The following is a 24,520-nucleotide window of genomic DNA, read 5'->3' as shown; positions in this document are numbered from 1 at the left end:
TATTAGCACATTTTTAAAAATATTGTTAATTGCGTGCATTATTTCCATTAAATTAGTATACTAATTATATAGTAAATATCATTCAACCCAGCAAAAAGCGTATTGATCAGCAATACGCTTTTTTGTTTAAAAAGGAGTTTTTTTATGAAGAAATGGTTAATGAGTCTGTTCATATTCTTCGTACTAGTAATCTCAGGTTGCCAGCAGGATGACGAAGTTAAACCAGAAGATCGATTACAAGAATATATTACCCATTGGGAATCATATGATTATCAGGCGATGTATGAGATGACAGCAGCAGTTGAGCAAGAGGAGTTTATAGACAGGTATGAGAATATATACAGCGATATAGGAGCAGAAGAGCTTAAGGTTAATTTTGAAATTCCTGAACAATCCGATACAGAAGAGGAAAACGAAGAAATCGCTTCAATGGTCTATCCAATACAAGTTAGTATGGACTCAATCGCAGGCCCGATTTCATTTGATAGTGAAATTGAAATGAAAAAAACAGTGGAAGTTATTAATGATGAGGAAACAACTGATTGGAAAGTTAATTGGAATCCCGGCCTTATCTTCCCGCAAATTAAGGACGGAGGCACGATCGGAATTAATACCATTTCTTCGGAAAGGGGCCAAATTTATGATCGGAATCGTCAAGGCTTAGCTGTAAATGAGAGCATATACGAAATGGGTGTGGTCCCGGAAAATTTCACTGAAAATAGTGATTCCGAAAAGGAGCAGATCGCTGATTTACTTGAGATCTCAGTAGAAGAGATTGAGTCACAGTTAAACCAGGAATGGGTGCAGCCTCATTACTTTGTACCATTAAAGGTTGTTCCCAGTTTGGCTGAAAAGGATTTAGCAGATGCAGTTAGTAAAATTAAACCACTCACTTACCAAACGGTCATCGGAAGAGTCTATCCTTTTGGTGAAGCAACAGCACATCTGGTTGGTTATATTGCCCCAATAACTGCGGAAAAGTTAGAAGAGGTTGATGAAGGCATATATAGTGAAAATGACCTTATTGGCTACAGAGGATTAGAAGAATTATATGAGGAAGAATTACGTGGTAAAGAAGGTATCGTTATATATGCCGAAAAAGAAGGACAGGAACCTGTCGTCATCGCCGAAAAGGAAGTTGAAAATGGGGAAAATATAAATTTAACGATTGATATATATGTACAGAACGAGTTATTCTATGCATTGAATGGTGATGCCGGAACAGCTTCAGCAATTAACCCGGTTACCGGAGAAGTATTAGCACTAGTAAGCAGCCCATCTTTTGACCCAAATGCATTTCTTTACGGATTAAGTTCATCTACTTGGGATAAGTGGAATAACGATCCTGCTAATCCACTGTTAAACAGGTTTGCCTCGACATTTGCCCCAGGATCTGTATTTAAACCAATTACGAGTGCAATTGGTCTAACCAATGGTTCCATCGATCCTGATGAAGGCTTTGAAATTAACGGATTAACCTGGAAAAAGGAAAACTGGGGAAATTACAGCATTAGAAGGGTTTCGGAGTCTGCAGGGTTAGTCGATCTTGAGGATGCACTGATTCGATCAGATAATATTTATTTCGCGATGCAAGCATTACAGATGGGTGAGGAAGCAATGGTTTCAGGTATGAAGCAATTTGGTATTGGAGAAGACCTTCCATTTACGTACCCTATTCATTCTAGTACCATATCATCAGACGGAGCTTTGGATAATGAAATTTTACTTGCAGATACGAGCTACGGTCAGGGTGAAGTTCAAATGAGTGCTCTGCATTTAGCAAGTTCCTTCTCAGCCATACTTAACGAAGGATCAATAATGAAACCAACGCTGTTGATGGATGAGAAAGATGGCGAAGTTTGGAAAGAAGGACTTATATCCAGTGAGCATGCTGAATTACTTCAAAACGCCTTACGGAAAGTTGTTACAGAAGGAACTGGTCGTGCCGCAAATACTGGTTCTGCAGAAATCTCCGGCAAAACCGGTACAGCGGAACTGAAGCAATCCCAAAACCAGGAGGGCGGCCAGGAGAATGGCTGGTTTGTAGGATATCCAAGTGATGGCAGTATGATTATTTCTATGATGGTTGAACACATTGAAGGAAATCCGGATGGAAGCGGCTATGTTGCGAAGAAAGTCGCTGATGCGATAAATAACTTACCGTAATTATTATGCATTGTGGGCTATTGAATTGGTAAGACTTTTACTCATCATTACCGAAAATAAATTAACACTCAGAAGACACAAAAAGCGAGCCCAACAGCTCGCTTTTTTATATTAAAGAGATACAGCACAATTCTCCCTACTGCTTTTATACACAGCTTCTAGTACTTTCATCTGGTTTACCATGTTCGTTTCACTGTATGTAAGTGCACGATTGCTAAGAATAGCATCAGCAAAGTCTTCTACCATTAATTTATACTGATCTCCTGCTACCTTATGAACAACTTGCCCGCCATTATTTTTCTTAATTATTATTTCTCCTTCCATGTTTTCATTTGTATCCGGCCGATATGATGAAGTTACATTAATGGTTCCCATAGAGCCGACTACTTCATAATTTTGGCGTGGATATGAATCAAAACTTGAATCAAACAGGCCTAATTTTCCATCAGGAAATGTTAACACTCCGCTCATAGTGGTATCTACTTGGAGATCACTTCGACTGGTTGAACTTGCATAAACAGAACTTGGCTCCTGATTAAAAATATTGCGAATTGAATGTAAAGTATAACAGCCAACATCATACATAGATCCACCACCAAGGTCATTGTTTAAGCGAATATTTGTATGGTCTTCCAAATAGAAAGAAAAACTTGCACGCATGAGAGAGACTTCCCCAATTTCCCCGTTAGCTATTATCTCTTTTACTTTGCTATGCTGTGGGTGGAATTGGTACATAAAAGCTTCCATTACCATTACATTGTTTTCTTTCGCTGTAGCTGTAATCTCAGCTAATTCCTGGCTGTTTAATGAGATTGGTTTTTCACAAAGCACATGCTTTTTTTGTTTACATGCTTTCATTATCCATTCTTTATGGAGTGCATTTGGCAAAGGAATATATACGGCATCAATATCCGGATCCTCCAATAAGGATTCATATGTATCGTACGCTTTTTCAATGGATAACTCTTTTGCAGCATCTCTCGCTGTTTCAATATTACGACTTGCAATGGCAACAGCTTCTCCATTTTTGGAACGCTGAATAGCAGGAATAACCTGCGTACGCCCAATTTTTGCTGTACTAAGTATTCCGAATTTTAAAGTTGACATAAGTGACTTCTCCCCTTGACTATTCTTTTAGCTTCAGAACCATTATATATTACATTTCCGTCACAGAAAAGCAGCAGGTATATATATACCTGCTGCTTTTTCACCTTTCCAATGATGGATTTGATATACTTTCACATGTCGAGTAATATATTTGTATAGTAATTAAAATTCATTTCATCTTTTTCGTCTAACGCTTTATCAATTAGTCTTATTAAGTTATTCCTCTCTAATTCCATAATAATAAAATCTATTTCATCAGGTTTTACTGTCGGCTTTGGCAAAGTAATATATGGATTCAAAATTTGTGATAAATGCTCCTGAAAATCCTTTACTTTCATCAGATCCACAAGTGCTATACGATTATATTTCTTTCCTTTTTGGAAAACAAACACTGCATCTTTATTTTCAATTTCTTTTGTGTCGCGATTGATTCGGATTTCTCTAGATTCAAGTGGCACGAAGTGATAGACCTTTTCATCCATTAACAGGGAGAAATATTGATATGCTAACACCACTCGAATGTACTTGCCTTCTTCTTTCACATAATAAGGTTTAAAAACTTTTATCGAAAGCAAATTGGACACCTCCTCAAAATTACCGCATATAAATTAACTCGAGTATTACTCTTATTTTACATTATATGCAACAAATAAGAAAGCGTTTACACTTATATTTTTTATTTTTCTATTTCCTCTGAAATCATAGTAATTATTTTTCTTATGCGCTATACTAACAAATAGATTTTTTGTTTAAGGAGTTCTACTCTAATGATGAAAAAATTACGTATTAAATTTTTTGGCGGACGAGTTATTAAAACGGGGTTAGCTGTATTTTTAACTTCCGCACTTTGTGAATGGATTGGATGGCCTGCGGTATTTGCTGTGATTACAGCAATTGTGACAATTGAACCAACTGTTGCTTCTTCCATAAAAAAGGGTATCGTACGCTTTCCTGCATCTGCGATCGGCTCATTCTATGCAGTTATATTTATTTATTTTTTCGGTAATTCACCTATTACCTATACTTTAGCAGCTTTATTTACTATTATTACTTGTTTTCGATTAGGCTTGCATGCAGGTTTGCTTGTCGCTACGTTAACCTCTGTCGCAATGATAGAAGTAATTCACGCAAACCTTCTGGTATCATTCCTTATACGCCTTGGAACAACGACGATCGGGTTACTTGTGTCAACTTTGGTTAATATGTTTGTTTTACCACCAAATTATACAAAAAGAATATCAAAGAATTTCGAAGAATTACGGAGGAAAACCGGTGAGGAACTTGGAATGGCAACTAAAATACTAATTCAAGATGAAAACAATACACTGGGACGTGGAGAGGTTGACCAGAGATTTCAGCAGTTGAAGGTTGCTTTGGACAAAACAGAGGAATTACTGCAGTTCCAGACAGATGAGACGAAATACCATCGTCTTCAGGATGATGCGAAAAGATTGTTTGAATTAGAGCAAATTAATGTAGCAAAATTAAGACTCGTCCATTACCATATAGGCAACTTAATTAATACTCCCATTCAAACAGTTTGCTGGTCACAAAAAGAACGTAAAGATATATTAAGGATGGTAGATACATTAGTTGACTTCATGAAATATCCCAGTCATTATAAAGCAAAGGCTTATAAACAGCAGGTGAAGAATTTAATGGAGCACTTTTGGAATAACAATAAACCACAGGGCAAAGAATATGAAAGTCTGTTCTCATCTGAAGTTATTATTTTATATGAATTGTTGTCGATCTATAATTTAACCGAAGAAATTATTAAAAACAGTCATGAAATGTCCAAATAAAAAGAACCAGATTTGCCATCTGGTTCTTTTTATTTATCACTACGCTATGCATCCTGATACTTTTTCTAATTTTCACTTTTTTTAAATTTTAAATTGTCTGATTAACCCATTCAGCTCTTCCGCCAGCTTAGCTAGCTCATTGGAATTGGATGATATTTCTTCCATAGAGCTGCTTGCTTGTTGAGCGGAGGCCGAAGTTTGCTCAACCCCTGCGGCAGATTCTTCGGATATTGAGGCAATCTCTTCCACAGCAATATTGATCTCCTCACTGCTCTTTGTGATATCTGCCAAATTGTTAGTAACTGTCTGGATACTGGCAACCATATCATTTACTGCAATATTGATTTTACTGAATGTTTCACCAGTTTGCTCAATCTGCGTAGATCCTTGTTCCACTTCATTATACCCATCTTCCAGTGAGTGAGTTACATCTGAAGATTCTTTTTGAATATTGGATACAATAGTCGTAATGTCTGTCACTGAAGTAGCTACTTGTTCCGCTAATTTTCGCACCTCATCTGCAACAACAGCAAAACCTTTACCATGCTCACCGGCTCTTGCTGATTCAATTGCTGCGTTTAAAGCAAGCAAGTTTGTTTGCTCAGCTATATCTTTTATAACAGATACTAGTTTGGAAATTTCCTGTGTCTGTCCATCAAGCCCTCTAACTTTTTCAACTGCATCCTTTACAATAGAATGGACACGTCCCATTTGTTCAACAGAAGTTCCCATCATTCCCCGGCCTTCTTCTGTCATTGATAGAACAGTTGACGATACAGATTCTATTTTGTTACCATTTTGATTGGCTTCGTTTACTTTTTTAGAGAAATTCCCCATTTTTGCTGATACATCACTTGCATGGTTTGCCTGTGTTTCAGATCCTGAAGCTAATTCCTGCATTGTTGTTGCAATTTGCTCTGTTCCTGTTCGGACTTCATTGGAAGATTGGTTTAGTTCTTCACTTTGTGCACTTACTGTATCAGAAACTGTTGAAACCTGCAGAATAATCTTCCGCAAATTGTCGCTCATCGTATTCATCGCCAATGATAATTGACCGATTTCATCTTTACCAGTATAGGTAAGATTATCACCACGTAAATCACCACCAGCAATTTTATTGCTAACTTCTACTACCCGCTTCAAATTTCCTGAAATAATCTTGGTTATTAACACCAGTAAGATAACACTTACAATGATTGATACAATAGTCGCAGCGAACAGAGCTAACATTGCAGTAAACTGGCTCGACTTTGCATTACTAATAGCAATCTCTCTTTGTTCATTAACTAGTAATTTAAGTTCTTCCAACTGATCAACTGCCTGCATTTGAGCTCTGTTGGCATCAATCGCAACTCTTGAAGCAACACCTGCTTCTCCTTGATTCATGTATCCTACAATTTCATTAAAACTGCGATTCACCTCTTCATCAAGTCTGGAAATTTCACTAAATAATGCCTTCTCTTGTTCTGTGTCCATTCTTGCTTCAAGAACATTCTTCAATTCATCAAACAGTTCTTTCCGTTCGTTAAATTCTGCTTCTATTTCCTTTGTTGGGGTATCCATATAGGAATATATCCTGATACTTTTCGCCCTTATTAATGAGCCCATTTCCGTAACGGAAACAGCCCGTTCACCCCTTCTATCAAGCGCATCAATTTGTGATTCAATGTCTCTTAAAAATAGTGCGACAATAATCGTAGAAACAATAAATAATAGCAATACAACACCTAACATAACCCCGTACTTTGTCCCTATTTTCAGATTGTTTAATAGCTTTTTCACATAAGATTCCCCCTGTCTATGCTGATTAATTGACGATAAGTAATACGCCTTATGAGTCTATACTATCATGATAATAGATTCATATCTATATGAAATGTAGTAATTTTTACTATATTGCCTATTTATTTTCTTTTCGAAGGAATTTCGTTAAAATAAATACAGGGGTGACAATTATGCAATTTACAAATATTGCGGAGAATGCATTGATGGTTAAGTTAGGGGAAACGATTGATATCAGTACCCACAAACAGCTGATTACATTACAACAGCTGATTAACACAAGTAGAAGATGTGGTTTAATAGAGGCCGTCATTGGCTTTACGACATTGACCGTGTACTTTGATCCATTAGTAACCTCTCACTCCGATGTGAAAAAGTTGGTAATTAATTTAAATACTCATAATAACGAAAAAGTGTTTACACCTGTTATTCATCATATCCCTGTCTGCTATGATGAATTATACAGTCCTGATATTAACTATGTTGCAGATTATCATCAGTTATCTGTTGAGAAGGTAATAGAACTTCATATATCAGCAACTTATACTGTATATTTCATTGGTTTTTCACCAGGTTTTCCTTTTTTAGGCGGCATGTCAGGAAAATTAGCAACACCTAGAAAGTCTGCCCCTCGCCCAGTTATCCCGGCTGGATCTGTCGGCATAGCCGGAAAGCAAACAGGTATTTACCCAAGTCAATCACCAGGAGGCTGGCAAATAATCGGCAGAACACCAATTAAACTAGTACAACTAAATCAAAAACGACCAACGTTATTACAACCGGGAGATCAAATCAGATTTTATCGTATTAAATCGGAAGAGTTTATGCAATTAGCAAATGGTGAGGGATTATAATGATGAAAATTATAGAAGAAGGACTACATACTACTATTCAAGATCTGGGAAGAGTAAATTATCAATCATATGGATTTTCACCAGGTGGGCCTATGGATAAAACCGCAATGAGAATCGGCAATTACCTTGTTGGTAATGAAGACAATGAAGCAGTATTAGAAATGTGCTTCATTGGTCCAACAATCGAATTTACCTGTGATAGTGTCATTGCTGTAACAGGTGCCGAGATGACTGCTTTTTTAAATGGCAAAGAACTTCAGCTCCATCGCCCTGTTCCAGTCTTTAAAGGTGATAATTTACAATGCAGAGCATGCAAAAAAGGAATTTATGCCTATTTATCTGTAAAGGGTGGAATCAGGGTAGAAAAGAGACTTGGCAGCCGAAGCATGATTGCAAGATACAATGGAGATGATTTCCTTGCAAGAAAGATAAAAAATAACGATCAATTACCGATTCAGCCATTTGCAGTCAGCAAGGCTATTAACTGGAAACTGAATGATAGAATATTTAACTATATCCAAAAAGAAGAGACAGTTGTTCGTTTCCTTAACGGCGCACAGTTTGACTGGTTTGCAGATAACGGTTTAAGCGATATAAATTGGAAAATCTCCCCTAAATCCAATAGAATGGGCTACCGCCTGATTGGTGACAGAGTAATTGAGACAATCCATGATAAACAGCTCTTAACCGAACCAGTGCAATTTGGAGCAATTCAAATCCCACCAGATGGCATGCCAATTATTCTGATGGCAGATGGACAACCTACTGGAGGTTATCCCAAGATTGGTCAGGTTATTCAGGCAGATCTGCCGAAACTGAGTCAACTGACTCCTGCAAAGTCTGTAAAGTTAGAGAGGTGCACGATGGAATCAGCAATACGGGAATTAAAATCTCAGGAAAACTTCCTCTCTCAGCTTAAACAAATAATGTTATATAGATGGAGGGAAATAGGAGATGGAATTAAATTGTGACTTGGGAGAAGGCTATGGAAAATACCAGGTGGGTAATGATATACAGATAATCCCACTAGTTGATGCAGTTAATATCGCCTGTGGTTTTCATGCAGGTGATGTCAATACAATGAAATTAACTGTTCAGCTCGCAAAAAAGCATAATGTCCGTATTGGTGCACATCCGGGTTTTCAGGATTTACAAGGTTTTGGAAGAAGAAAGATTGATATGGATACCTCAGAGATATATGGAATAATATTATATCAATTAGGTGCACTTTCGGCTTTTACAAAAGCCCAACATACAAAGATTCATCATGTAAAGCCACATGGTGCCTTGTATAATATGGCGTGCGAAGACAAGTCGATCGCTCAATCCATTGCACAGGCGGTATATGACTTTGATCCCGGATTAATACTGTACGGTCTTGCTGACAGCCGATTAACGGAAGCAGGCGAACATATAGGCTTATCTGTAGCACATGAAGTATTCGCTGACAGGACGTATCAGCCTGATGGAACACTTACCCCCCGCAGTGAGGAAAATGCAATCATTCACCGTACCGAAGATGCGCTAAAGCAAATACAATTAATAAGAAAAGAACAGGCAGTTGTTGCAACAAACGGACAGAGAATAAAAATTAAAGCAGATACGGTTTGTGTTCATGGAGACACTCCAGAGGCAATTGAATATGTTCAGAAACTAAGAAAATATATTAAACCATAATATAAGACTTTTGATCAGTGGGGTTTTTGATTCCCCACTAATCTTTAGCATTACACATTTGGCACTGCGATAAATGAACGTTATGACTTTATATATTTTCGGATTATTAAGATAATCAATATTGCACTTAATAAAACTACGCATACTACTACCCAATTAGTCTCTTCTTTTTCAATCATCTGACTTGATTCCAATCCTTTTAAAGAATCATTTCCATCACGGTATGGTTCTTCACTACTTTCACTGTATTTTACTGGTTTTGTTTGCAGCTCAGGCACGATGTCTTCTTTTGCTGCCAAATGAAATGTTGCAAGTTCCAAATCTGCTAACTCTTCTTTTTTTCTGAACTCTATTATATCCTCTCTCATAAATAAGAAATATTGATCCTTATTATAAGGCTGAATAGAATATGCTGTCTTATCTGATAAACCGGGCACAATTCGAAACGATGCTATTTCCGCAAATTCGGTGGATCCGTCATCTTGTTTTACTTGTAATCTATTATCCTGATTTACTAGATAGAAACCGGGTCTATTTTCCGACTGAAATGAAACAATATTTACCTGATCTGAACCAATTAGCCCAGGGGTCTGATGCCACCTGAAATCATACTGCTCCTCCTCCGCTACACTCACAACCAGTCTCTCGTCGTTTATTCTTAAAGCTAGATTGCCTCCAGCCTGCTGAATAAGATAACTTGGACCATCTGTACCTGATGCAGTTGGTGTAACAGGTGAGGCAATCAGCCCGTCCTGATAATATATTTCTTCAATTGCTACACTTCCATTAGATCTTTGTTTTTCAGTAACCGGCTTAGAATGATAAATAAAGTAAGACTGTTCCTGAAAAGAAAAAATATTGGCATAAAAAGGTGCAATCTCTGTGCTTTCATCCATTATTATACCCTTATATTCCCAAGGACCTGCTAAATTTTTTGCAGTCGCATATCCAATTACTTGAGGAGAATTAACTGTAAATGTCATATAATAAGTATCCTTATGTTGGTGAATTTTTGCTCCTCCTGCAAAACTGCCTTTAAACCCATTTATGTATACTTTTTTAATTGAATTTTCCAGATCAACCATATTTTCTTTTAATTTCACATAATAAAGATTGTTTTTTCCAAAAAATAAATATGCTTCACCATTTTCATTCATGCTTACTGACAGGGTACTCTCTTTCCATGCTACTCTCTCCACATCGTCTAATTCATCCATCATATCTGGTGGAATTACGGATACAGCTGATGTATCCTGCCATTCCTGAACAGGATGATCTGATTTTATTACGTCTACTCTATAGTCTGGAATATTATCATCGCTTTCGGTTAATACATACCAAAAAAAATCATCATTTTTTACAATAAGATGAGAAGCTTTCACTGTACTCCGATTTGTCATATTTATTTTAGGTTCTTCAAATTGACTTTCTAATTTCCAATTCTCTAAATCCATTGAAGAATATACATTCCATTCTTTCTTCCCGTACGTATTGCCTTTCTTTTCCATGTCAGTAGCAACATAATAGTACACTTTACCTTCATAGACGATTACAGCTGGAACGGAAAATGACTTATCCTTCATAATCGGATTATCCGCTAATACCTCTTGCGGGATTAAGAACAACAGCAGTAACCAAAATCCGAGACACTTCCTCACAATTTCACCCCCGTTACCTTCCCTGGATATGAAGTATTATATATAACGATACATGATAATACAATCCGGATAGAGAAAATACAAAACCACCTCACTCAAATGAGGTGGTTAACGGTACCGGTATTTTAATAAACATTGATCTAAAAAGTCTGTTGGGAGCTTTTTAACAGCAGATTGCCAGACACGTATGTGTATAAAAGCGAACAAACTAATAAAAAGTGGAACTGCTAATGGTAAATAGATAGACATGAATACAAAGCTTAAACCTATGCAGGCAATTAATAAAATATGCGGCATTAAAGTCACTGTAGCCACAGAGGCATTTTTCCAAAGACTAATTCCTTTAAGATGGGATGTTACCACTAACGGGATAATTGAAAGCACGATTAAAAAAACAACTCCACCTGTAAACATCCATATTGCTTTGACAACAAATAATTCACTGTCAATTAAGGAATAAATAAACGAGTCATAATAAGTAAGTAAAATCAGAACAAATCCGGCATTTAATCCTAAAAACAATGTTTTACGGAAGTATTGCTTAAATGAATAGAAGAAACTCTTTCCAATCCCTAATTCGAAACCATTTTTTGACCATTCCATTACAACCGCATACAAAGCAATAGTTGCGGGAATAACGGTTATAATGCCTAAAGAAAAGAAAAACCAAAAAAGCTGCAATGTAATAAAACATGCTCCAACATATACTGAGCGAAATAGCATGGAATCACTTGAAAGCATCCAATCACCTACTTCTAAACAATTAATTTAGTTTTCTCTAGACATTATAGCCTTTTTTATAAAAAATAAACCTGTTTTTTCAATAGTTATATTATCTCACCAGACTCTCTTATAATTAATTCGGGATCTACAAGGACAGATTGCTGTACTTTCCGGTTGTTTATTAAGTCATGAAGGATATTTGCAGCCAGTTTGCCTATCTTTACCTGATCCTGCTTGACTGTTGCTAGTGACGGACTACTGTAACGGCAGGCTTCAATATCATCACAGCCAATCACTTTAAAATCATGAGGAACTGATTTCCCTGCCTCCTTAATTGCTCGAACAACACCTAACGCCATCATATCAGAAGCAGCAAAAACCCCATCTGGTAATCGGTCGTATTGCAAAATCTCCTTCATCTTTAAATATCCACTTTCTTCGAAATAGTTCCCATGCTTTATCCATTCTTCTTCATAATGCATACCATAATCCTTTATCCCTTGTATAAATGCATCTTTTCTAATATTGGAGATAACAGAGTCGACAGGTCCTCCGATATATGCAAGCTGCCGGAGACCATTTAAATAAAAGTATTCTACTACCTGGCGTGATATCTTTTCATTATCTGTCATTATAAAGCTTGATTTTTCCCCTGTTAGTTTTAAATCTACCGCGACTGTCGGAATATCACTCTGATCAAGCCGGTATACAGCCTCCTCTATGTGTTCCCCGGCAATAACTAAGCATCCATCCAGCTGATAGTGCTTTGCTCTTGCCACATAGTCCTCTTTCCCGATATTAAATGACTGATTGGAGAATATTAAAATATCATAACCCAATTGTCCAACAGCATTTTTAAAAGAATTGATTACTTGATTAAAGAAAGGGTGGTTGAATTCCACATTCACTTCCCCGGCATAAATCAGTCCTATCATGTTCGATTTTTTAGTTGCTAATGCTTTTGCTGAAAAACTAGGTTGATATCCTGTCTCTTCAATAATTCTTTTTACCTTTTTAATCGTATTCGGACTAATACTGCCTGTCTGGTTTATTACTTTGGAGACCGTACCTGGTGAAACTCCCGCCATTTTTGCAATTTCTCGTATGGTTAACTTCATATTATTGATCCCTCTATAGTCACTTTGTATATTTTATTTATTTGTCACATAATGATATTTCTTTATTACCTTATCAAAAATATAATACTGAATGAAAGCGATTGTACTTCCTGTTATGATAAAAAATACAGGTACATACACCGCAATCAATAAAAATCCGATGATTAATATTATACACGATAATGTAAGAAATAGATGAGAAATTGAAAGAAATAATGCCTGTTTTATACTTTCAAATACTGTTTGCCTGTACCGCTCGATAATATAACTTATATATACAGATATAAATACAAATATTACCAACATAAAACTAAACAAAACAGATATGAAAAATTCACCATTAAAATCTGCGGAATAGAGAATAGTCCAGTTTAAAAGCAGTATAAAGCCAGAAAACAATCCCAGAATTCCAGTAATAAAGCTCCTTCTGAAATTTTCTCTGAATTTATCGAAAAACAAGGAAGCTAATCCGTAATCCAGTCCATCGTGATGCCATTTGTTAATAACACCATACATAGCAGTTGTTGCTGGAAGAATAGTAATAATAGGAATACAGCAAATGAACCACAATACATTCAAAAATACGAAATTAGCAAAAATGTTAAGGACACGCAAAAAAATGTTCTCACTCTGCTCCATGCTTTTCTCTCCTCATTTCTATAAATTCCAGCACCTTCAGCCCTGTTAACTTTTCACTGCACCTTCTGTTAAACTCTGAATAAACAGTCTGTTTAACAGTAAGAACACAATGATTAATGGTACGGTTGCCCAGAAAGTACCTGATAAAATCATTCCATTATCCCGCACATAGTTATCAATTAAACCACGAAGCGCTACTTGTATGGTAAAAGAGGGCTCATCTCTTAATACAACAAGGGGCCAGAGAAAGTCGTTCCAAATATACATGAATTTTATAATCGCTAATGTAGCAAAAGCCGGAATAATTACGGGCACTGCAATATTCCAATAAACTCGGAAGTTGGAACATCCATCAATTTTTGCTGCATCAACAAGCTCATCAGGTACGTTACTGCTAATATATTGTCTCATCCAGAAAATCCCGAATGCATCAATTAACCCGGGGACGATAATCGCTTTTAAATCGTTTAGCCAATCTAATTGTGTAATAATATAATATTGTGGTATCAATCCCAGTTGCGGAGGAATCATCATTGTGACGAGGATAGCTACAAAAAGAAAATTCTTCCCTTTAAACTGAAATTTCGCAAAGGCAAAACCGGCTAATGAACAAAGAAATAACACGCCTATTGTAGTTATAACGGATACAATAACGGAATTCCACATTGCTCCGAAGAAGTCTATTGTATTAATTACATTCGTGAAATTTGTCACCAATTCACTGCCGGGGATATATGCTGGCGGAAGACTGTTGATCGCACTGTTATCATTTGTTGCCATCACAAACATCCAATAAAAAGGAAATATCGATAAAAAGGCGGCAATGGTAAGCAGTGTATATAAAAATAACTTAGATACTGTATTTTTTTTCGTTTGACTTATTGTACTCATTGATAGTTTCTCCCCTTTCTATCTCCCTAACCGGTTCGCAACCCAAACGTTAATGGAAGACAAGATAATAATGATAACAAATAAAATAATTGCAGCTGCAGACGCCGGACCAAACGACAGATTGGTAAATGCTTCCCGATAAAGGTACAATACTACCGTTATGCCTTCTTCCCGATAAGTTCTGCCGATGAAAATTAGTGGCTCTGTAAATAATTGCAATGCTCCAATCGTGGAAGTGAATACCGTAAGAATAATAATCGGACGTAATATCGGAATTGTTATATATTGAATTTTCTGTCTGACTGTTGCTCCATCTATCTGGGCAGCTTCATACAATTCATTGGGAATTGCCTGTAAACCCGCTAAATAAATAATCGTATTATAACCAACCCACCGCCAGAAGACCATCGTCGAAATGGCGATTTTCACACCCCACCATGAAGTTGACCAACTAACCGCTTCTACTCCAAACCAACTCAAAATGACATTAAAAAGACCGAATTCCTGGCTGTTAAACATCACACCAAATACGATTGCAACCGCAACAGTTGAGGTAACATACGGCATAAATACCGAAACCCGAAACAATCCCTTCATTTTAATCAGTGCTGAATTGAGAGCATATGCGAGTATGATTCCAATCAGCAATTGAGGAATTGTTCCTAGTACCCACATAATTAGTGTATTGGCTAAAGACGTCCAAAAAACCTGATCCGTTAAAATCCATTTGAAATTCTGAAATCCGACAAACTCCATTTCACCTAATCCATTCCACTTTTGAAAACCTAAATAGAAACTGAACAAGATTGGAAATAAACCAAATATCGCAAAAAGTATAAAAAATGGTGAAATATAGAGGTATCCTGAAATAGCTTCCTTCTTTTTTTCTGTTAACAATGACTTTTTATGGATCACTTTTTTACTGATTCCACTATTTGTTTGATTCATCAATATACCCCTTCCATTAGATTAAAGCGGTCTAAAATTATATTAGACCGCTAATGAAATCATTTATTGTCTTTCCAGCTGAGAATTAATTCTCTCCAGTGCGGCATCCCATTCTGCCTGTGGATCTGCTCCTTCAACAGCAACATTCAGCAGGGCTGTACCTAGTTCCGTATCCACAATAGAATAGTTAGGCCCCATATAAACAGTTTTTACTGATTGTGCTGCCTCCGCGAAAATCTTTGCAGTTGGAGCACCATTGAAAAATTCATCCGTTGTTGCTAAGAAATCTTCATTTTCGTATACATCTGGTGTGGAAGGAAATAATCCAGCGATTTCAAATGATTTTAATTGCTGTTCAGGTGCAGTTAACCATGAAATAAATGCAAATGCTTCTTCAGGATGTTCCGATTCTTTAGGAATTGTTAAGAATGAACCACCCCAGTTTCCGGCACCTTCAGGGATTTTTGCGATATCCCATAGACCATTCGTATCGGGAGCATTTCCTTTTACATTTGCTACCATCCAGCCAGGTGCACCAGGTAAAGTAGCGTAAGTACCTTCTGCCATCGCACTGCCCCACTCAGGTGTCCACAAATCATTCTGGCCGATTAATCCTTCTGCAATCATCTTTGTTGTAAAATCATAAGCCTCTTTAACAGTATCTTCAATAATCAGTTCATCGTTCTCATTAAAATATTGCTGTTCTTCCTGGTCACGAATTGCATTAAAAACTAATTTAGGTGTATCTGAAATTGGTTTTCCAGTCTTCTCTTTTACTGTTTTTGCAGTTTCATAATACGCTTCCCATGAATCGATCTGTGCAGCTACTTCTTCCCTGTCAGTCGGAAGTCCCGCTTCCTCCATTACATCAATGCGATAAAACATAGTTGTCGGACCTACATCTGTCGGCAGTCCAATTTGGAATGAGCCGTCTGTCTGTGCCTGTGCCCATTTCCAATCAAGGTAGTTTCCTGCGATATCTTCTGCACCGTAATCATTCAAATTGTAGAATTGGTCTTTTGCCTGAAAGAACTTCTCAATGGAACTTATTTCTATTTGGGCAATATCTGGTGCACCACTGCCTGCTGAAATAGAAGTGAACAGATTATTGTGCATGTCATTCATTTCACCTTCGTTGATGTTTATCTTAACATTCGGATTATCCGCCATGTATTCTTCAACTAATTGATCATATCCAGTACTACCAAAAATCCAGAAGTCCAATTCCACTGCATCCCCACTTGCTTCTCCGTCACTCTCACTATTACCACTTTCTCCATTGTCAGTATTACCGGTGCTTTCACTATCATTGCTGCATGCAGCTAAACTTAAAAACAGAATGAAAAACATTGATGCCATTATCCACTTTTTCATAACCAAACCCCCAATTAAATTTTCATTAATAAGCACACAAAGTAAGAAGGAATATTATTGAAAGTATGACTGAACATTGATGTAAACAAAGGAAACCGGTTTCATTAAAATTTTAATAAATAAAGCGAGCATCTCACTGCAGATTGATGTAATCGCTTTCTAAGAAGATTATATGTCTCGAATTGGAAAAAATCAATAGTTTTTCATTAATTAATTATATTTATAAAGAAATCGTTTTCCTTAACGCTGGAAAATAACTCATATGAATATAAAAAAACTGCTTTCTATCTGATAGAAAGCAGTTTTTTTTATATTATTTCATTTCTGGTACAATTCTCACTTCTTTTTCCATTTCCGATTGACAGATAGGACAAGCAGGCTCTTTTTCAAAAGAGTAATTTTCCCGCATCCATCCTGAGCAATCATCACTGACACATGACCAGACATTAGTCTCTACATTTTTTACCGGTTCTTTTTGATTGTTGAAATAAGCCATTCGGCACTCCCTTTCATGGGTACTACTTCTATTATACGCTTATTTCATAATAAATACAAAGTTATTGAGATATTCCTTTAATAGCAAACCGGTAACAGTAATCTGTATTAGCGAACAACTTATATTCAGGGTGTGTATGCTGCCCCCAACTGTCATCACCTCCGACACCCATCTGCCAGCCATTTACTGTCACTGTTACTTTATCAGGTGCCGGAAGTTTATAATGATGGCTTGCTTCCTCCAGCTCTGTTGCACTGTAGTGAAGAACGTTTGCTTCAATTGTCGGATAACCGCTTATTCTAAAACCATTTCCAGCTTTGTTTGTTACTTCCATCCATCTGACTCCACATTTATTACCACTTTCCTGAGGTTTTAAATATGGCTCCATTTGATCGGATACATCACCATTATGAATGGCTATTTTTCCGCTTTTTTGACGATCCCAGTAGGTTTCATGTGGTCCTTTTCCATACCATTTTAGTTGATCATATTGTTGATCCATTTCCCACTGCATCCCGATGGCAGGTATCTCAGGTAAATCCTCTCCAGGCTGCAATAGTTGTTCTACTTCAATTGTTCCATCGGCATATATACTATATGTCAGCTTCATCACACTTACTGTTTCAGTTGGTAACTCATAAACGGCTTGCACTATGACAGAATTTCCATCCTCTGCAACTGTGACATCTGTCAGCTCCCTGTCATAACTTGCCTGGCGCCAGGTTTTACTGCGTTCATCGAGTTTACACCCACGATCATTATCTGTCATTGCTCTCCAGAAATGAGGGAAAGGAGACTTCCGGATAAGTTCTACATCATTTACTATATAGGATTGCAGGAGCCCGGTTGATTTATCAAAAGAGATCTCCATCTCATCACTGTTAATCTGGATTGCTTCCCCTGTTTCCTTTACATCAGGTTTTCCTTTACCAACCAGATTAACCGTCAATTCCGGTACTGCAAATTGTGCAAATGCCACTTCATGTTCAGGTTCCGCCCATTGCGGATCATGTTTATATCTAAAGGAAAGTGTAATTATCTGTTCTTTCTCTTTAGAGAAAATACTTTTATCGTAATCCACCTCAAATGTTGCTTCATTTCCAGGCTCTACCTCTAATTCCATTGTACCTGATTTGATTTCATTTCCTTCTTCCTCTACCTGCCAGAATAGCGTAAATTCAGACAGATTTGTAAACAAGAATTTATTCCGTACTTTGAACGAGCCTATTCTCAGGTTATCAGAACTTACTTCAATGTTCTGGTAACAATATTTTACTTCATCAAGCTTAGGAGATACCTTTCCATCTGCAAAAATCAGTCCATCTCCAGCAAAGTTACCATCATGTGGTGATTCCCCAAAGTCACCACCATAAGCTAAGAAGTCTACCCCATCTTCCGTACTGTGACGTAATGCCTGATCTTTCCAATCCCAAATAAAACCACCCTGTAATATATCGTATTTGTCGAATAACTCGGTATACTTGTGCAGATTACCAGTGGAATTTCCCATTGAATGACTATATTCACAAAGGATATACGGCTTTTTCTCACCAGGCATATTTGCATATTCTTCGATTTGTGCCGGACTTCTGTACATAGTACTTTCTATATCGGATGCTCTGTCAGACTCTCGATAGTGGAAAATTCCTTCATAATGCACTAATCTTGTCGGGTCAGCATTCTCGAAATAATCATGCATTTTAAGGAAATTGTCCCCTCCAAATGATTCGTTTCCAAGTGACCAGATAATGATCGAAGCATGATTTTTGTCTCTTTCGTACATGGATTTACAACGATCTAATACATTCTCTGTCCACTCAGGTCTGCTTCCAGGTACTGTATTTTCTAATGTCTGCTGACCATAATACCAGGAGCCGTGTGTTTCAAGGTTTGTCTCATCAATTACATAAAGACCGTATTCATCACAAAGATCATACCATTTTGGATGGTTAGGATAATGAGAGGTTCTTACTGCATTAATGTTATACTTTTTCATTAAAACAATATCATCAATCATATCCTCGACTGTTACAGCACGGCCACGTTCAGCAGTGAATTCATGGCGATTGACACCTTTAAAAACAATTCTTTTCCCATTAATATGCATTATATTATTGATCATTTCAAACTGACGGAAACCTACTTTTGTCGCAAATACCTCAATCATTTCGCCATTATCATTCTTCAGACGGAAAACCAGTGTATAAAGATAAGGAGACTCTGCACTCCATTTTTTCGGTTTCTGGACAGCTAATTCTGATTGAATTGATGTATGTTCAACTTCGCTGACAGCTAGAGAACTACGCTGAGTAACTACAGATTTTCCATTTTCGTCAAATAATTCTATTTCTAATATAGAGTTAGTGAATTTTTTAGTAAAATAGTTTAAGATATCTGCTTTTACTTCGAGAACCGCATTCTCATATTTTGAATCAAACGTTGTTCGAATACGATGATCATAAATGTGTAAATCCGGTAATGTATATAAATAAACATCACGGAAGATACCGCTAAGCCTCCAGAAATCCTGATCCTCTAACCAGCTTGCGTCAGACCATCGGTAAACTTCTACAGCTAATTTATTCTCCCCATCTTTCAGGTATGGGGTTAAGTTGAATTCAGCTGGTGTAAAAGTATCTTCACTGTATCCTACCAATTCACCGTTCAACCAGATATAAAAGGCGGATTCCACACCCTGGAAGTTAATGATAACTGGTTGTCCTGTCCAATTTTCCGGGAGTTGAAATGATGTAACATATTGACCAACTGGATTATAATTAGTCGGTGCGAATGGTGGCACAATCTTGTCATGCTCAATCCATGGATATCGTACATTGGAATATTGAGGATAATCATATCCTTCAAGCTGCCAATGGGCTGGGACAGAGATGGTATCCCACTCGGACACATCGTAATCCTCGTGATAGAAATCAGTATTTTTATCTTCCGGTTTGCTGGAAAAATTAAACTTCCATTTTCCATTCAGATTCATTACACGAGCTGCCTGCAGTTTACTGTTGCTTAACGCTTCCTTTTCTGATTCATATGGTACCGCTTCAGCGTGTTGCGGCATACGATTCAACTGGAAAATCTCAGGGTTATTATTCCATTCTGGATAACCATTTTCAGGCGCTTTGTAGCTAAGTTTTGATTTATTTAGTATCATAAGATAGTGCCTCCTCTAATATTTTGAAATCGCATTCATAAACAAGTAGACATTTATTTGTTACTAGATTAAAATATTTAGTAAAATTAGTCAAGTTAAATTTTACTTTATTTTTTATGGAGTAGTGTTATGATTAAATAATAATAAAGGACCATACGTCAAGAAAGGCATTTAAGGAAGGGTGTAATGAATGGCTACAATTAAAGATATCGCAGAAAAGGCAGGTGTCTCAATCGCAACAGTCTCGCGCGTTCTAAACTATGACCCTACCTTATCGGTAGGTGAAGATACTAAAAAAAGAATTTTTGAAATTGCTGAAGCATTATCTTACCGGAAAAACGCAACGAGAAAGAAAGTATACAGGCGTATTGCATTTGTGCACTGGGTGACAGAGACAGAAGAATTATCAGACCTTTATTATATGGCAGTAAGACACGGAATTGAAGAAGAAGCTGAAAAACATCACTTAAATTTACTAAAATTTGTTACGAAAGAGATTGATAAAATACCTGATGACATTGATGGACTAATTGCTGTTGGCAGATTCACCAGAAAGACTATTAATCAGTTTCAACAAAAAACAGAGCATATCGTTTTAATTGATTCCGACACAGAGCACCATGGCTGTGATGCCATTTTAACTGATTTCAGTTCAGTTATTAAGCAAGCTGTTGATCTTTTTCTATCAAAAAACCTCGATAGAATTGGTTTTCTTGGCGGGTATGGAATCCAATCATCGATTCCCGACATTCGCGAAAGATATTTTAGAGATTGCTTATCAACCTACGGGATTCTGGAGGAATCTCTAATTTTGCTGGAAGATTATAATGTGGAAAGCGGTTATCACATGATGAAAAAGTTCCTTTCCAGTCAAACAGATAAAAAAGTAGGCTTCATTACAGCAAATGACCCTATTGCGATTGGAGCAATAAAAGCATTAAATGAGGCACAGATTGATATTCCAGGCAAAGTTAGCATTATTGGTATAAATGATATCAGTGTTTCAAAATATATATATCCTGCTCTTACTACGGTAAGGATTGAAAAAGAGCTGATGGGCAAAACAGCAGTAGAATTACTCGTGGAAAGACTTAGGGATGAAAGAACCATCGCAAAGAAAGTGTACATTGATACAATATTAATCGAGCGCCAGACAACATAACAGTCTATGAAACATAAAAAAAGCAGCAGGCAGATTATCATCTGCTTGCTGCTATCCTGTTATGATTCAATTAATGTTTTTAACACTAACTCCGATAAGTCATCTTTTTTAGATGTTGCCGGAATAATGAGAATCCGATCATGAAACATTTCTCGATCTCTGAATACATCTAGATTATTTGATTTGATACCATAAACTGTACCTGTTCCAAAATCGAGCAATTCAATGTTTTTTTGTTCGAGCATGCTTAAGTCTACCACTTGTTCAATTGGCTTTAATCCTTCTTGGTCAATCAATTCTTCTGCAAAGATTTCATCTGTAATAATTAAATCTACTTCGCCTGTAGCAATCCGTACAATCAATTTTTGTACTTGTTCGTAGGATTGTTCTGATAGTTCTCCCCCATTATGTGTTATATTATCAACAGCGAAGCGGAAATTATCAAAGTGTTCCTCATTCATTTGTTCACCGAAAGCCCCAACTTCTTCATATGTAATGGAGCTTACTACCATCGCATTATATAGTTCCTCATCCTCTTTTACAATACTGGATATAATAGAGATGATCACAAACAATCCTACTATAATACCGATAATATGTAATTTATAGTATTCCCAGATATAATCAGCTGCCTCTTTAAAAGACATCGTTTTCAATGTTTCCAGCAACTTCTTCATCGATATTTATTCCCCCCATACTGTCCTGCTTTTTCCCATTAAATTATATCACACATAGAGGAACTTAAAATCGAGTGCATTGATATTTCACAAACTTTCCATGGTTTCTTTTTCATAAAATTATTATAACGTGGATTTAATTAGAAATTTGCTTATTCAACCAATCATATGCTTTCCGTCCACTAATCTCATGTCCACCTTCAAACATATCGTAACTAAACTTCTCTGGTCGGCTTTGATATGCTTCCTCTAATACAGTAATCGCTTCCTTCACGTGTTTATTAGGAAAAAGCGGGTCATTGATACCTGCTTCAACGAATAAGCCTCGGGGCGCTATTAAAGCGATCCATTCCGGAAGTTCTGCGTAATTTAATATACCAGGAACGTAGTTGTCTATACAATGTCTCATTGACATGATACTCCCCTTAAAAGTATTGGTAAAACCGGTTAACACGGTCGCTTTCACACGGGGATCCAGTGCTGCAGTATAAGCTGTGACGAGCGCACCACCGGAAAATCCCATCATTCCTATTCTCCCCGGTTCTGTATCCTGTCTGCCTTCAATATAATTCAATACTTGCCGGGCTTCCCAGACCCTTAATCCTGCTAATGTCTTTCCCTCCATTAGCAGATTTGTTGCCATTGCTTCACAGGAATTTTGTTTCCCTTGTTCCACATCCCTTGTTAGCATTCTTTCTCCGAATCCGATTACTTCCGGTGCAAACACTTTTAACCCGCGTTTCACCAGCTGGACGGCAAAGTGCTGATGGATACCAGGTATTCCTTCATCCTCTGTTCCATCCGCTTTCAGTCCAACAATTTCCTTTACTCCATAGCCATGTCCATGCAATGCGAGAACTGATGGATAAGTTTCCTTATCGTTATTTGGAGTCAGTACATACATCTTTATCTCCAAAACATCTGTAACAGGTAAGATGATTAATTCTCTTGTATACTCACCAAATTCTTTTATCTCCAATATTTCAGGTTGAAAAGCAACCTTTTCTTCTTCCAAATCAGAAAAGTCTCCAAGCAGGTTGAGCAGATTCATTTTGAGCGTTAATTTCCTTTCTACCGGACCCACTGCTTTAATAGAATCTTCCAGTGCCTGGTTATAAAATTGCTCGAACAATTGATCTAATTTATTCATTCGCCCAACTCTCCCTCTTTCAGTTACGTTTTTGAAAACGTTTTTTTCTGTACCTCTATTATATACATTTTTTAAATTGAAGAAAGGGATTAATCTAAATTACAATCAATTGTTTTGATTTTTTTATAAAAGTATGACTTTTAATCAGTGAAAAATCTTGCCTCCCGCTATATTAGCGAAAGTTAAAAAAAGCCTTAGGCACCTCTGACTCAAACCTGAGTAGTTCATTCGTCACTGGGTGCATGAATGCTAATATATTGGCATGTAAACCAAGTCTTCCAATCGGATTCACAGAAGAACCATATTTCTTATCCCCAACAATTGGATGGCCTAATTCCTCCATATGTGCTCGAATTTGATTTTTTCTTCCTGTTTCCAATTGAACGGACAAAAGTGAAAATTCCTGATTTGATTTAATAAGTTCATAATGTGTTATTGCTAATTTCCCATCATTCGGATTTTGACTGGAATACATTTTAAAAACTTTATTTTCTTTCAGCCAGCTCTTAATCGTTCCTTTGGTCTGCTGTAAAGCACCTTCTACTAATGCTACGTATTTCCGCTCTTTAACGATTTTCTTCCAGTTATTTTGCAATTCATTTTTAACTTTCTCTGTTTTTGCAAAAAGCATTACTCCTGAAGTATCCTGATCTAGTCTGTGCACAATAAACACACGATTTTTTGGATGCAGTTTCTTCACATAATCCGTTAATTGCTTATAAGCTGTTAATGACTTTTCCTTATTAGATGCTATGGAGAGTAATCCAGCGCCTTTCTCAATTACAATGATTTCCTCATCTTCATATAATATATTCATATTTGAAAAATCGGCTGCTTTTGCTGCTTTATTTTTTTGTATTTCTACAAGATCACCTTTTTTTAACTGATGGTTATGCTTTGTTACATTATTACTGTTTACATAAACCTGGCCTCTGGTAAGAATGGACTTAACAGAGTTTCTGCTTCTTTTATCCATCACCCGTAACAGAAATGGCAGTAATTCATTTTCCTCCTTTACCTCAAAATAATTTATATTCGGATTTTGCCTTTTTTTATTCATTTATATCCTCCATTCATTAACTGACCCTATTCATTATAACGTTTATTCTACTAAAAAGAACATCTAT

Annotated in this window: 21 protein-coding genes; 6 read left to right on the top strand and 15 right to left on the bottom strand. The window is 36.8% G+C overall.

Annotation, left to right across the window (positions count from 1 at the left end; translation table 11 throughout):
- The first annotated feature begins 144 nt into the window (after positions 1 to 144).
- Positions 145 to 2,166 carry a penicillin-binding transpeptidase domain-containing protein gene (locus BMW36_RS07460; protein WP_089740230.1) on the top strand — a complete coding sequence of 674 codons (2,022 nt, stop codon included), beginning with the start codon at positions 145 to 147 and terminating at the stop codon, positions 2,164 to 2,166.
- Positions 2,167 to 2,277: 111 nt separating this feature from the next.
- Here BMW36_RS07460 and BMW36_RS07455 read toward each other — a convergent pair whose 3' ends face one another.
- Together BMW36_RS07455 and BMW36_RS07450 are read right to left on the bottom strand one after the other, a co-directional pair.
- Entirely contained in the window at positions 2,278 to 3,273 is a 996-nt protein-coding gene (locus BMW36_RS07455; protein ID WP_089740229.1) for a Gfo/Idh/MocA family protein, read from the bottom strand.
- A gap of 131 nt (positions 3,274 to 3,404) precedes the next feature.
- Entirely contained in the window at positions 3,405 to 3,857 is a 453-nt protein-coding gene (locus BMW36_RS07450) for an IDEAL domain-containing protein (RefSeq protein WP_342707257.1), read from the bottom strand.
- Between the two features lie 183 nt (positions 3,858 to 4,040).
- On the opposite strand from BMW36_RS07450, the gene BMW36_RS07445 reads away from it, so the two are divergent.
- Positions 4,041 to 5,078: an aromatic acid exporter family protein gene (locus BMW36_RS07445; RefSeq protein WP_245711618.1), complete on the top strand. Its 1,038-nt coding sequence runs from the start codon at positions 4,041 to 4,043 to the stop codon at positions 5,076 to 5,078.
- An 81-nt stretch (positions 5,079 to 5,159) separates the two neighbouring features.
- Here the strand turns inward: BMW36_RS07445 and BMW36_RS07440 are convergent, their stop codons facing one another.
- Positions 5,160 to 6,860 (bottom strand): methyl-accepting chemotaxis protein, encoded by a 1,701-nt coding sequence (locus BMW36_RS07440; protein ID WP_342707256.1) that lies wholly within the window; start codon positions 6,858 to 6,860, stop codon positions 5,160 to 5,162.
- A gap of 173 nt (positions 6,861 to 7,033) precedes the next feature.
- Here BMW36_RS07440 and pxpB point away from each other — a divergent pair, with 173 nt between their 5' ends.
- From pxpB to BMW36_RS07425, 3 genes are read left to right on the top strand one after another with little or no spacing between them, the layout of a single operon-like run.
- Entirely contained in the window at positions 7,034 to 7,714 is a 681-nt protein-coding gene (gene pxpB / locus BMW36_RS07435) for a 5-oxoprolinase subunit PxpB (protein WP_089740227.1), read from the top strand.
- Positions 7,714 to 8,685: a 5-oxoprolinase subunit C family protein gene (locus tag BMW36_RS07430; protein WP_245711617.1), complete on the top strand. Its 972-nt coding sequence runs from the start codon at positions 7,714 to 7,716 to the stop codon at positions 8,683 to 8,685. Before pxpB ends, BMW36_RS07430 begins: the two co-directional genes overlap by 1 nt.
- A complete protein-coding gene (locus tag BMW36_RS07425) occupies positions 8,669 to 9,391 on the top strand; it encodes a 5-oxoprolinase subunit PxpA (RefSeq protein WP_089740225.1) in 723 nt (240 codons plus the stop codon). Before BMW36_RS07430 ends, BMW36_RS07425 begins: the two co-directional genes overlap by 17 nt.
- A gap of 80 nt (positions 9,392 to 9,471) precedes the next feature.
- On the opposite strand, the gene BMW36_RS07420 is transcribed toward BMW36_RS07425, so the two are convergent.
- The 9 genes from BMW36_RS07420 to lacZ all read right to left on the bottom strand — a co-directional run bounded on the left by BMW36_RS07420 (position 9,472) and on the right by lacZ (position 20,404).
- Entirely contained in the window at positions 9,472 to 11,049 is a 1,578-nt protein-coding gene (locus BMW36_RS07420; RefSeq protein WP_089740224.1) for a family 43 glycosylhydrolase, read from the bottom strand.
- Between the two features lie 108 nt (positions 11,050 to 11,157).
- The gene (locus tag BMW36_RS07415) at positions 11,158 to 11,790 is read right to left on the bottom strand and encodes a DUF624 domain-containing protein (RefSeq protein ID WP_089740223.1); all 633 of its coding nucleotides are present in this window, start codon (positions 11,788 to 11,790) and stop codon (positions 11,158 to 11,160) included.
- Between the two features lie 86 nt (positions 11,791 to 11,876).
- Positions 11,877 to 12,890, bottom strand: coding sequence for a LacI family DNA-binding transcriptional regulator (locus BMW36_RS07410; protein ID WP_089740222.1), 1,014 nt, complete (start codon positions 12,888 to 12,890; stop codon positions 11,877 to 11,879).
- Positions 12,891 to 12,923: 33 nt separating this feature from the next.
- Entirely contained in the window at positions 12,924 to 13,529 is a 606-nt protein-coding gene (locus BMW36_RS07405; RefSeq protein ID WP_089740221.1) for a YesL family protein, read from the bottom strand.
- A 45-nt stretch (positions 13,530 to 13,574) separates the two neighbouring features.
- Positions 13,575 to 14,420 (bottom strand): carbohydrate ABC transporter permease, encoded by an 846-nt coding sequence (locus BMW36_RS07400; RefSeq protein ID WP_089740220.1) that lies wholly within the window; start codon positions 14,418 to 14,420, stop codon positions 13,575 to 13,577.
- Positions 14,421 to 14,438: 18 nt separating this feature from the next.
- Positions 14,439 to 15,368: a carbohydrate ABC transporter permease gene (locus BMW36_RS07395; protein ID WP_089740219.1), complete on the bottom strand. Its 930-nt coding sequence runs from the start codon at positions 15,366 to 15,368 to the stop codon at positions 14,439 to 14,441.
- A gap of 63 nt (positions 15,369 to 15,431) precedes the next feature.
- The gene (locus BMW36_RS07390; protein ID WP_089740218.1) at positions 15,432 to 16,742 is read right to left on the bottom strand and encodes an ABC transporter substrate-binding protein; all 1,311 of its coding nucleotides are present in this window, start codon (positions 16,740 to 16,742) and stop codon (positions 15,432 to 15,434) included.
- Between the two features lie 313 nt (positions 16,743 to 17,055).
- A complete protein-coding gene (locus BMW36_RS07385) occupies positions 17,056 to 17,238 on the bottom strand; it encodes a cold-shock protein (protein WP_089740217.1) in 183 nt (60 codons plus the stop codon).
- A gap of 61 nt (positions 17,239 to 17,299) precedes the next feature.
- Positions 17,300 to 20,404, bottom strand: a complete 3,105-nt coding sequence (lacZ, locus tag BMW36_RS07380; protein ID WP_089740216.1) for a beta-galactosidase, LacZ type — start codon at positions 20,402 to 20,404, stop codon at positions 17,300 to 17,302.
- 190 nt (positions 20,405 to 20,594) lie between these two features.
- Here lacZ and BMW36_RS07375 point away from each other — a divergent pair, with 190 nt between their 5' ends.
- Positions 20,595 to 21,566, top strand: a complete 972-nt coding sequence (locus BMW36_RS07375; RefSeq protein ID WP_089740215.1) for a LacI family DNA-binding transcriptional regulator — start codon at positions 20,595 to 20,597, stop codon at positions 21,564 to 21,566.
- Positions 21,567 to 21,625: 59 nt separating this feature from the next.
- Here BMW36_RS07375 and BMW36_RS07370 read toward each other — a convergent pair whose 3' ends face one another.
- From BMW36_RS07370 to BMW36_RS07360, 3 genes are all read right to left on the bottom strand, one after another.
- On the bottom strand, positions 21,626 to 22,243 hold the full coding sequence (locus tag BMW36_RS07370) for a hypothetical protein (RefSeq protein ID WP_089740214.1): 618 nt from the start codon (positions 22,241 to 22,243) through the stop codon (positions 21,626 to 21,628).
- A gap of 136 nt (positions 22,244 to 22,379) precedes the next feature.
- Entirely contained in the window at positions 22,380 to 23,393 is a 1,014-nt protein-coding gene (locus tag BMW36_RS07365) for a dienelactone hydrolase family protein (RefSeq protein WP_089740213.1), read from the bottom strand.
- Positions 23,394 to 23,565: 172 nt separating this feature from the next.
- On the bottom strand, positions 23,566 to 24,453 hold the full coding sequence (locus BMW36_RS07360; RefSeq protein ID WP_089740212.1) for an RluA family pseudouridine synthase: 888 nt from the start codon (positions 24,451 to 24,453) through the stop codon (positions 23,566 to 23,568).
- Positions 24,454 to 24,520 lie beyond the last annotated feature (67 nt).

The sequence above is a fragment of the Gracilibacillus ureilyticus genome (assembly GCF_900111195.1).
GTDB lineage: Bacteria > Bacillota > Bacilli > Bacillales > Amphibacillaceae > Gracilibacillus > Gracilibacillus ureilyticus.
Note: the sequence above shows the minus strand (reverse complement) of the source record. Positions and strands in the feature narration are given on the sequence as shown.

Coding starts and splice junctions, on each gene's coding strand:
- BMW36_RS07460 (WP_089740230.1), top strand. CDS start 145: ATGAAGAAATGGTTAATGAGTCTGTTCATATTCTTCGTACTAGTAATC.
- BMW36_RS07455 (WP_089740229.1), bottom strand. CDS start 3,273: ATGTCAACTTTAAAATTCGGAATACTTAGTACAGCAAAAATTGGGCGT.
- BMW36_RS07445 (WP_245711618.1), top strand. CDS start 4,041: ATGATGAAAAAATTACGTATTAAATTTTTTGGCGGACGAGTTATTAAA.
- pxpB (WP_089740227.1), top strand. CDS start 7,034: ATGCAATTTACAAATATTGCGGAGAATGCATTGATGGTTAAGTTAGGG.
- BMW36_RS07430 (WP_245711617.1), top strand. CDS start 7,714: ATGATGAAAATTATAGAAGAAGGACTACATACTACTATTCAAGATCTG.
- BMW36_RS07425 (WP_089740225.1), top strand. CDS start 8,669: ATGGAATTAAATTGTGACTTGGGAGAAGGCTATGGAAAATACCAGGTG.
- BMW36_RS07415 (WP_089740223.1), bottom strand. CDS start 11,790: ATGCTTTCAAGTGATTCCATGCTATTTCGCTCAGTATATGTTGGAGCA.
- BMW36_RS07410 (WP_089740222.1), bottom strand. CDS start 12,890: ATGAAGTTAACCATACGAGAAATTGCAAAAATGGCGGGAGTTTCACCA.
- BMW36_RS07405 (WP_089740221.1), bottom strand. CDS start 13,529: ATGGAGCAGAGTGAGAACATTTTTTTGCGTGTCCTTAACATTTTTGCT.
- BMW36_RS07400 (WP_089740220.1), bottom strand. CDS start 14,420: ATGAGTACAATAAGTCAAACGAAAAAAAATACAGTATCTAAGTTATTT.
- BMW36_RS07395 (WP_089740219.1), bottom strand. CDS start 15,368: ATGAATCAAACAAATAGTGGAATCAGTAAAAAAGTGATCCATAAAAAG.
- BMW36_RS07390 (WP_089740218.1), bottom strand. CDS start 16,742: ATGAAAAAGTGGATAATGGCATCAATGTTTTTCATTCTGTTTTTAAGT.
- BMW36_RS07385 (WP_089740217.1), bottom strand. CDS start 17,238: ATGGCTTATTTCAACAATCAAAAAGAACCGGTAAAAAATGTAGAGACT.
- lacZ (WP_089740216.1), bottom strand. CDS start 20,404: ATGATACTAAATAAATCAAAACTTAGCTACAAAGCGCCTGAAAATGGT.
- BMW36_RS07375 (WP_089740215.1), top strand. CDS start 20,595: ATGGCTACAATTAAAGATATCGCAGAAAAGGCAGGTGTCTCAATCGCA.
- BMW36_RS07370 (WP_089740214.1), bottom strand. CDS start 22,243: ATGAAGAAGTTGCTGGAAACATTGAAAACGATGTCTTTTAAAGAGGCA.
- BMW36_RS07365 (WP_089740213.1), bottom strand. CDS start 23,393: ATGAATAAATTAGATCAATTGTTCGAGCAATTTTATAACCAGGCACTG.
- BMW36_RS07360 (WP_089740212.1), bottom strand. CDS start 24,453: ATGAATAAAAAAAGGCAAAATCCGAATATAAATTATTTTGAGGTAAAG.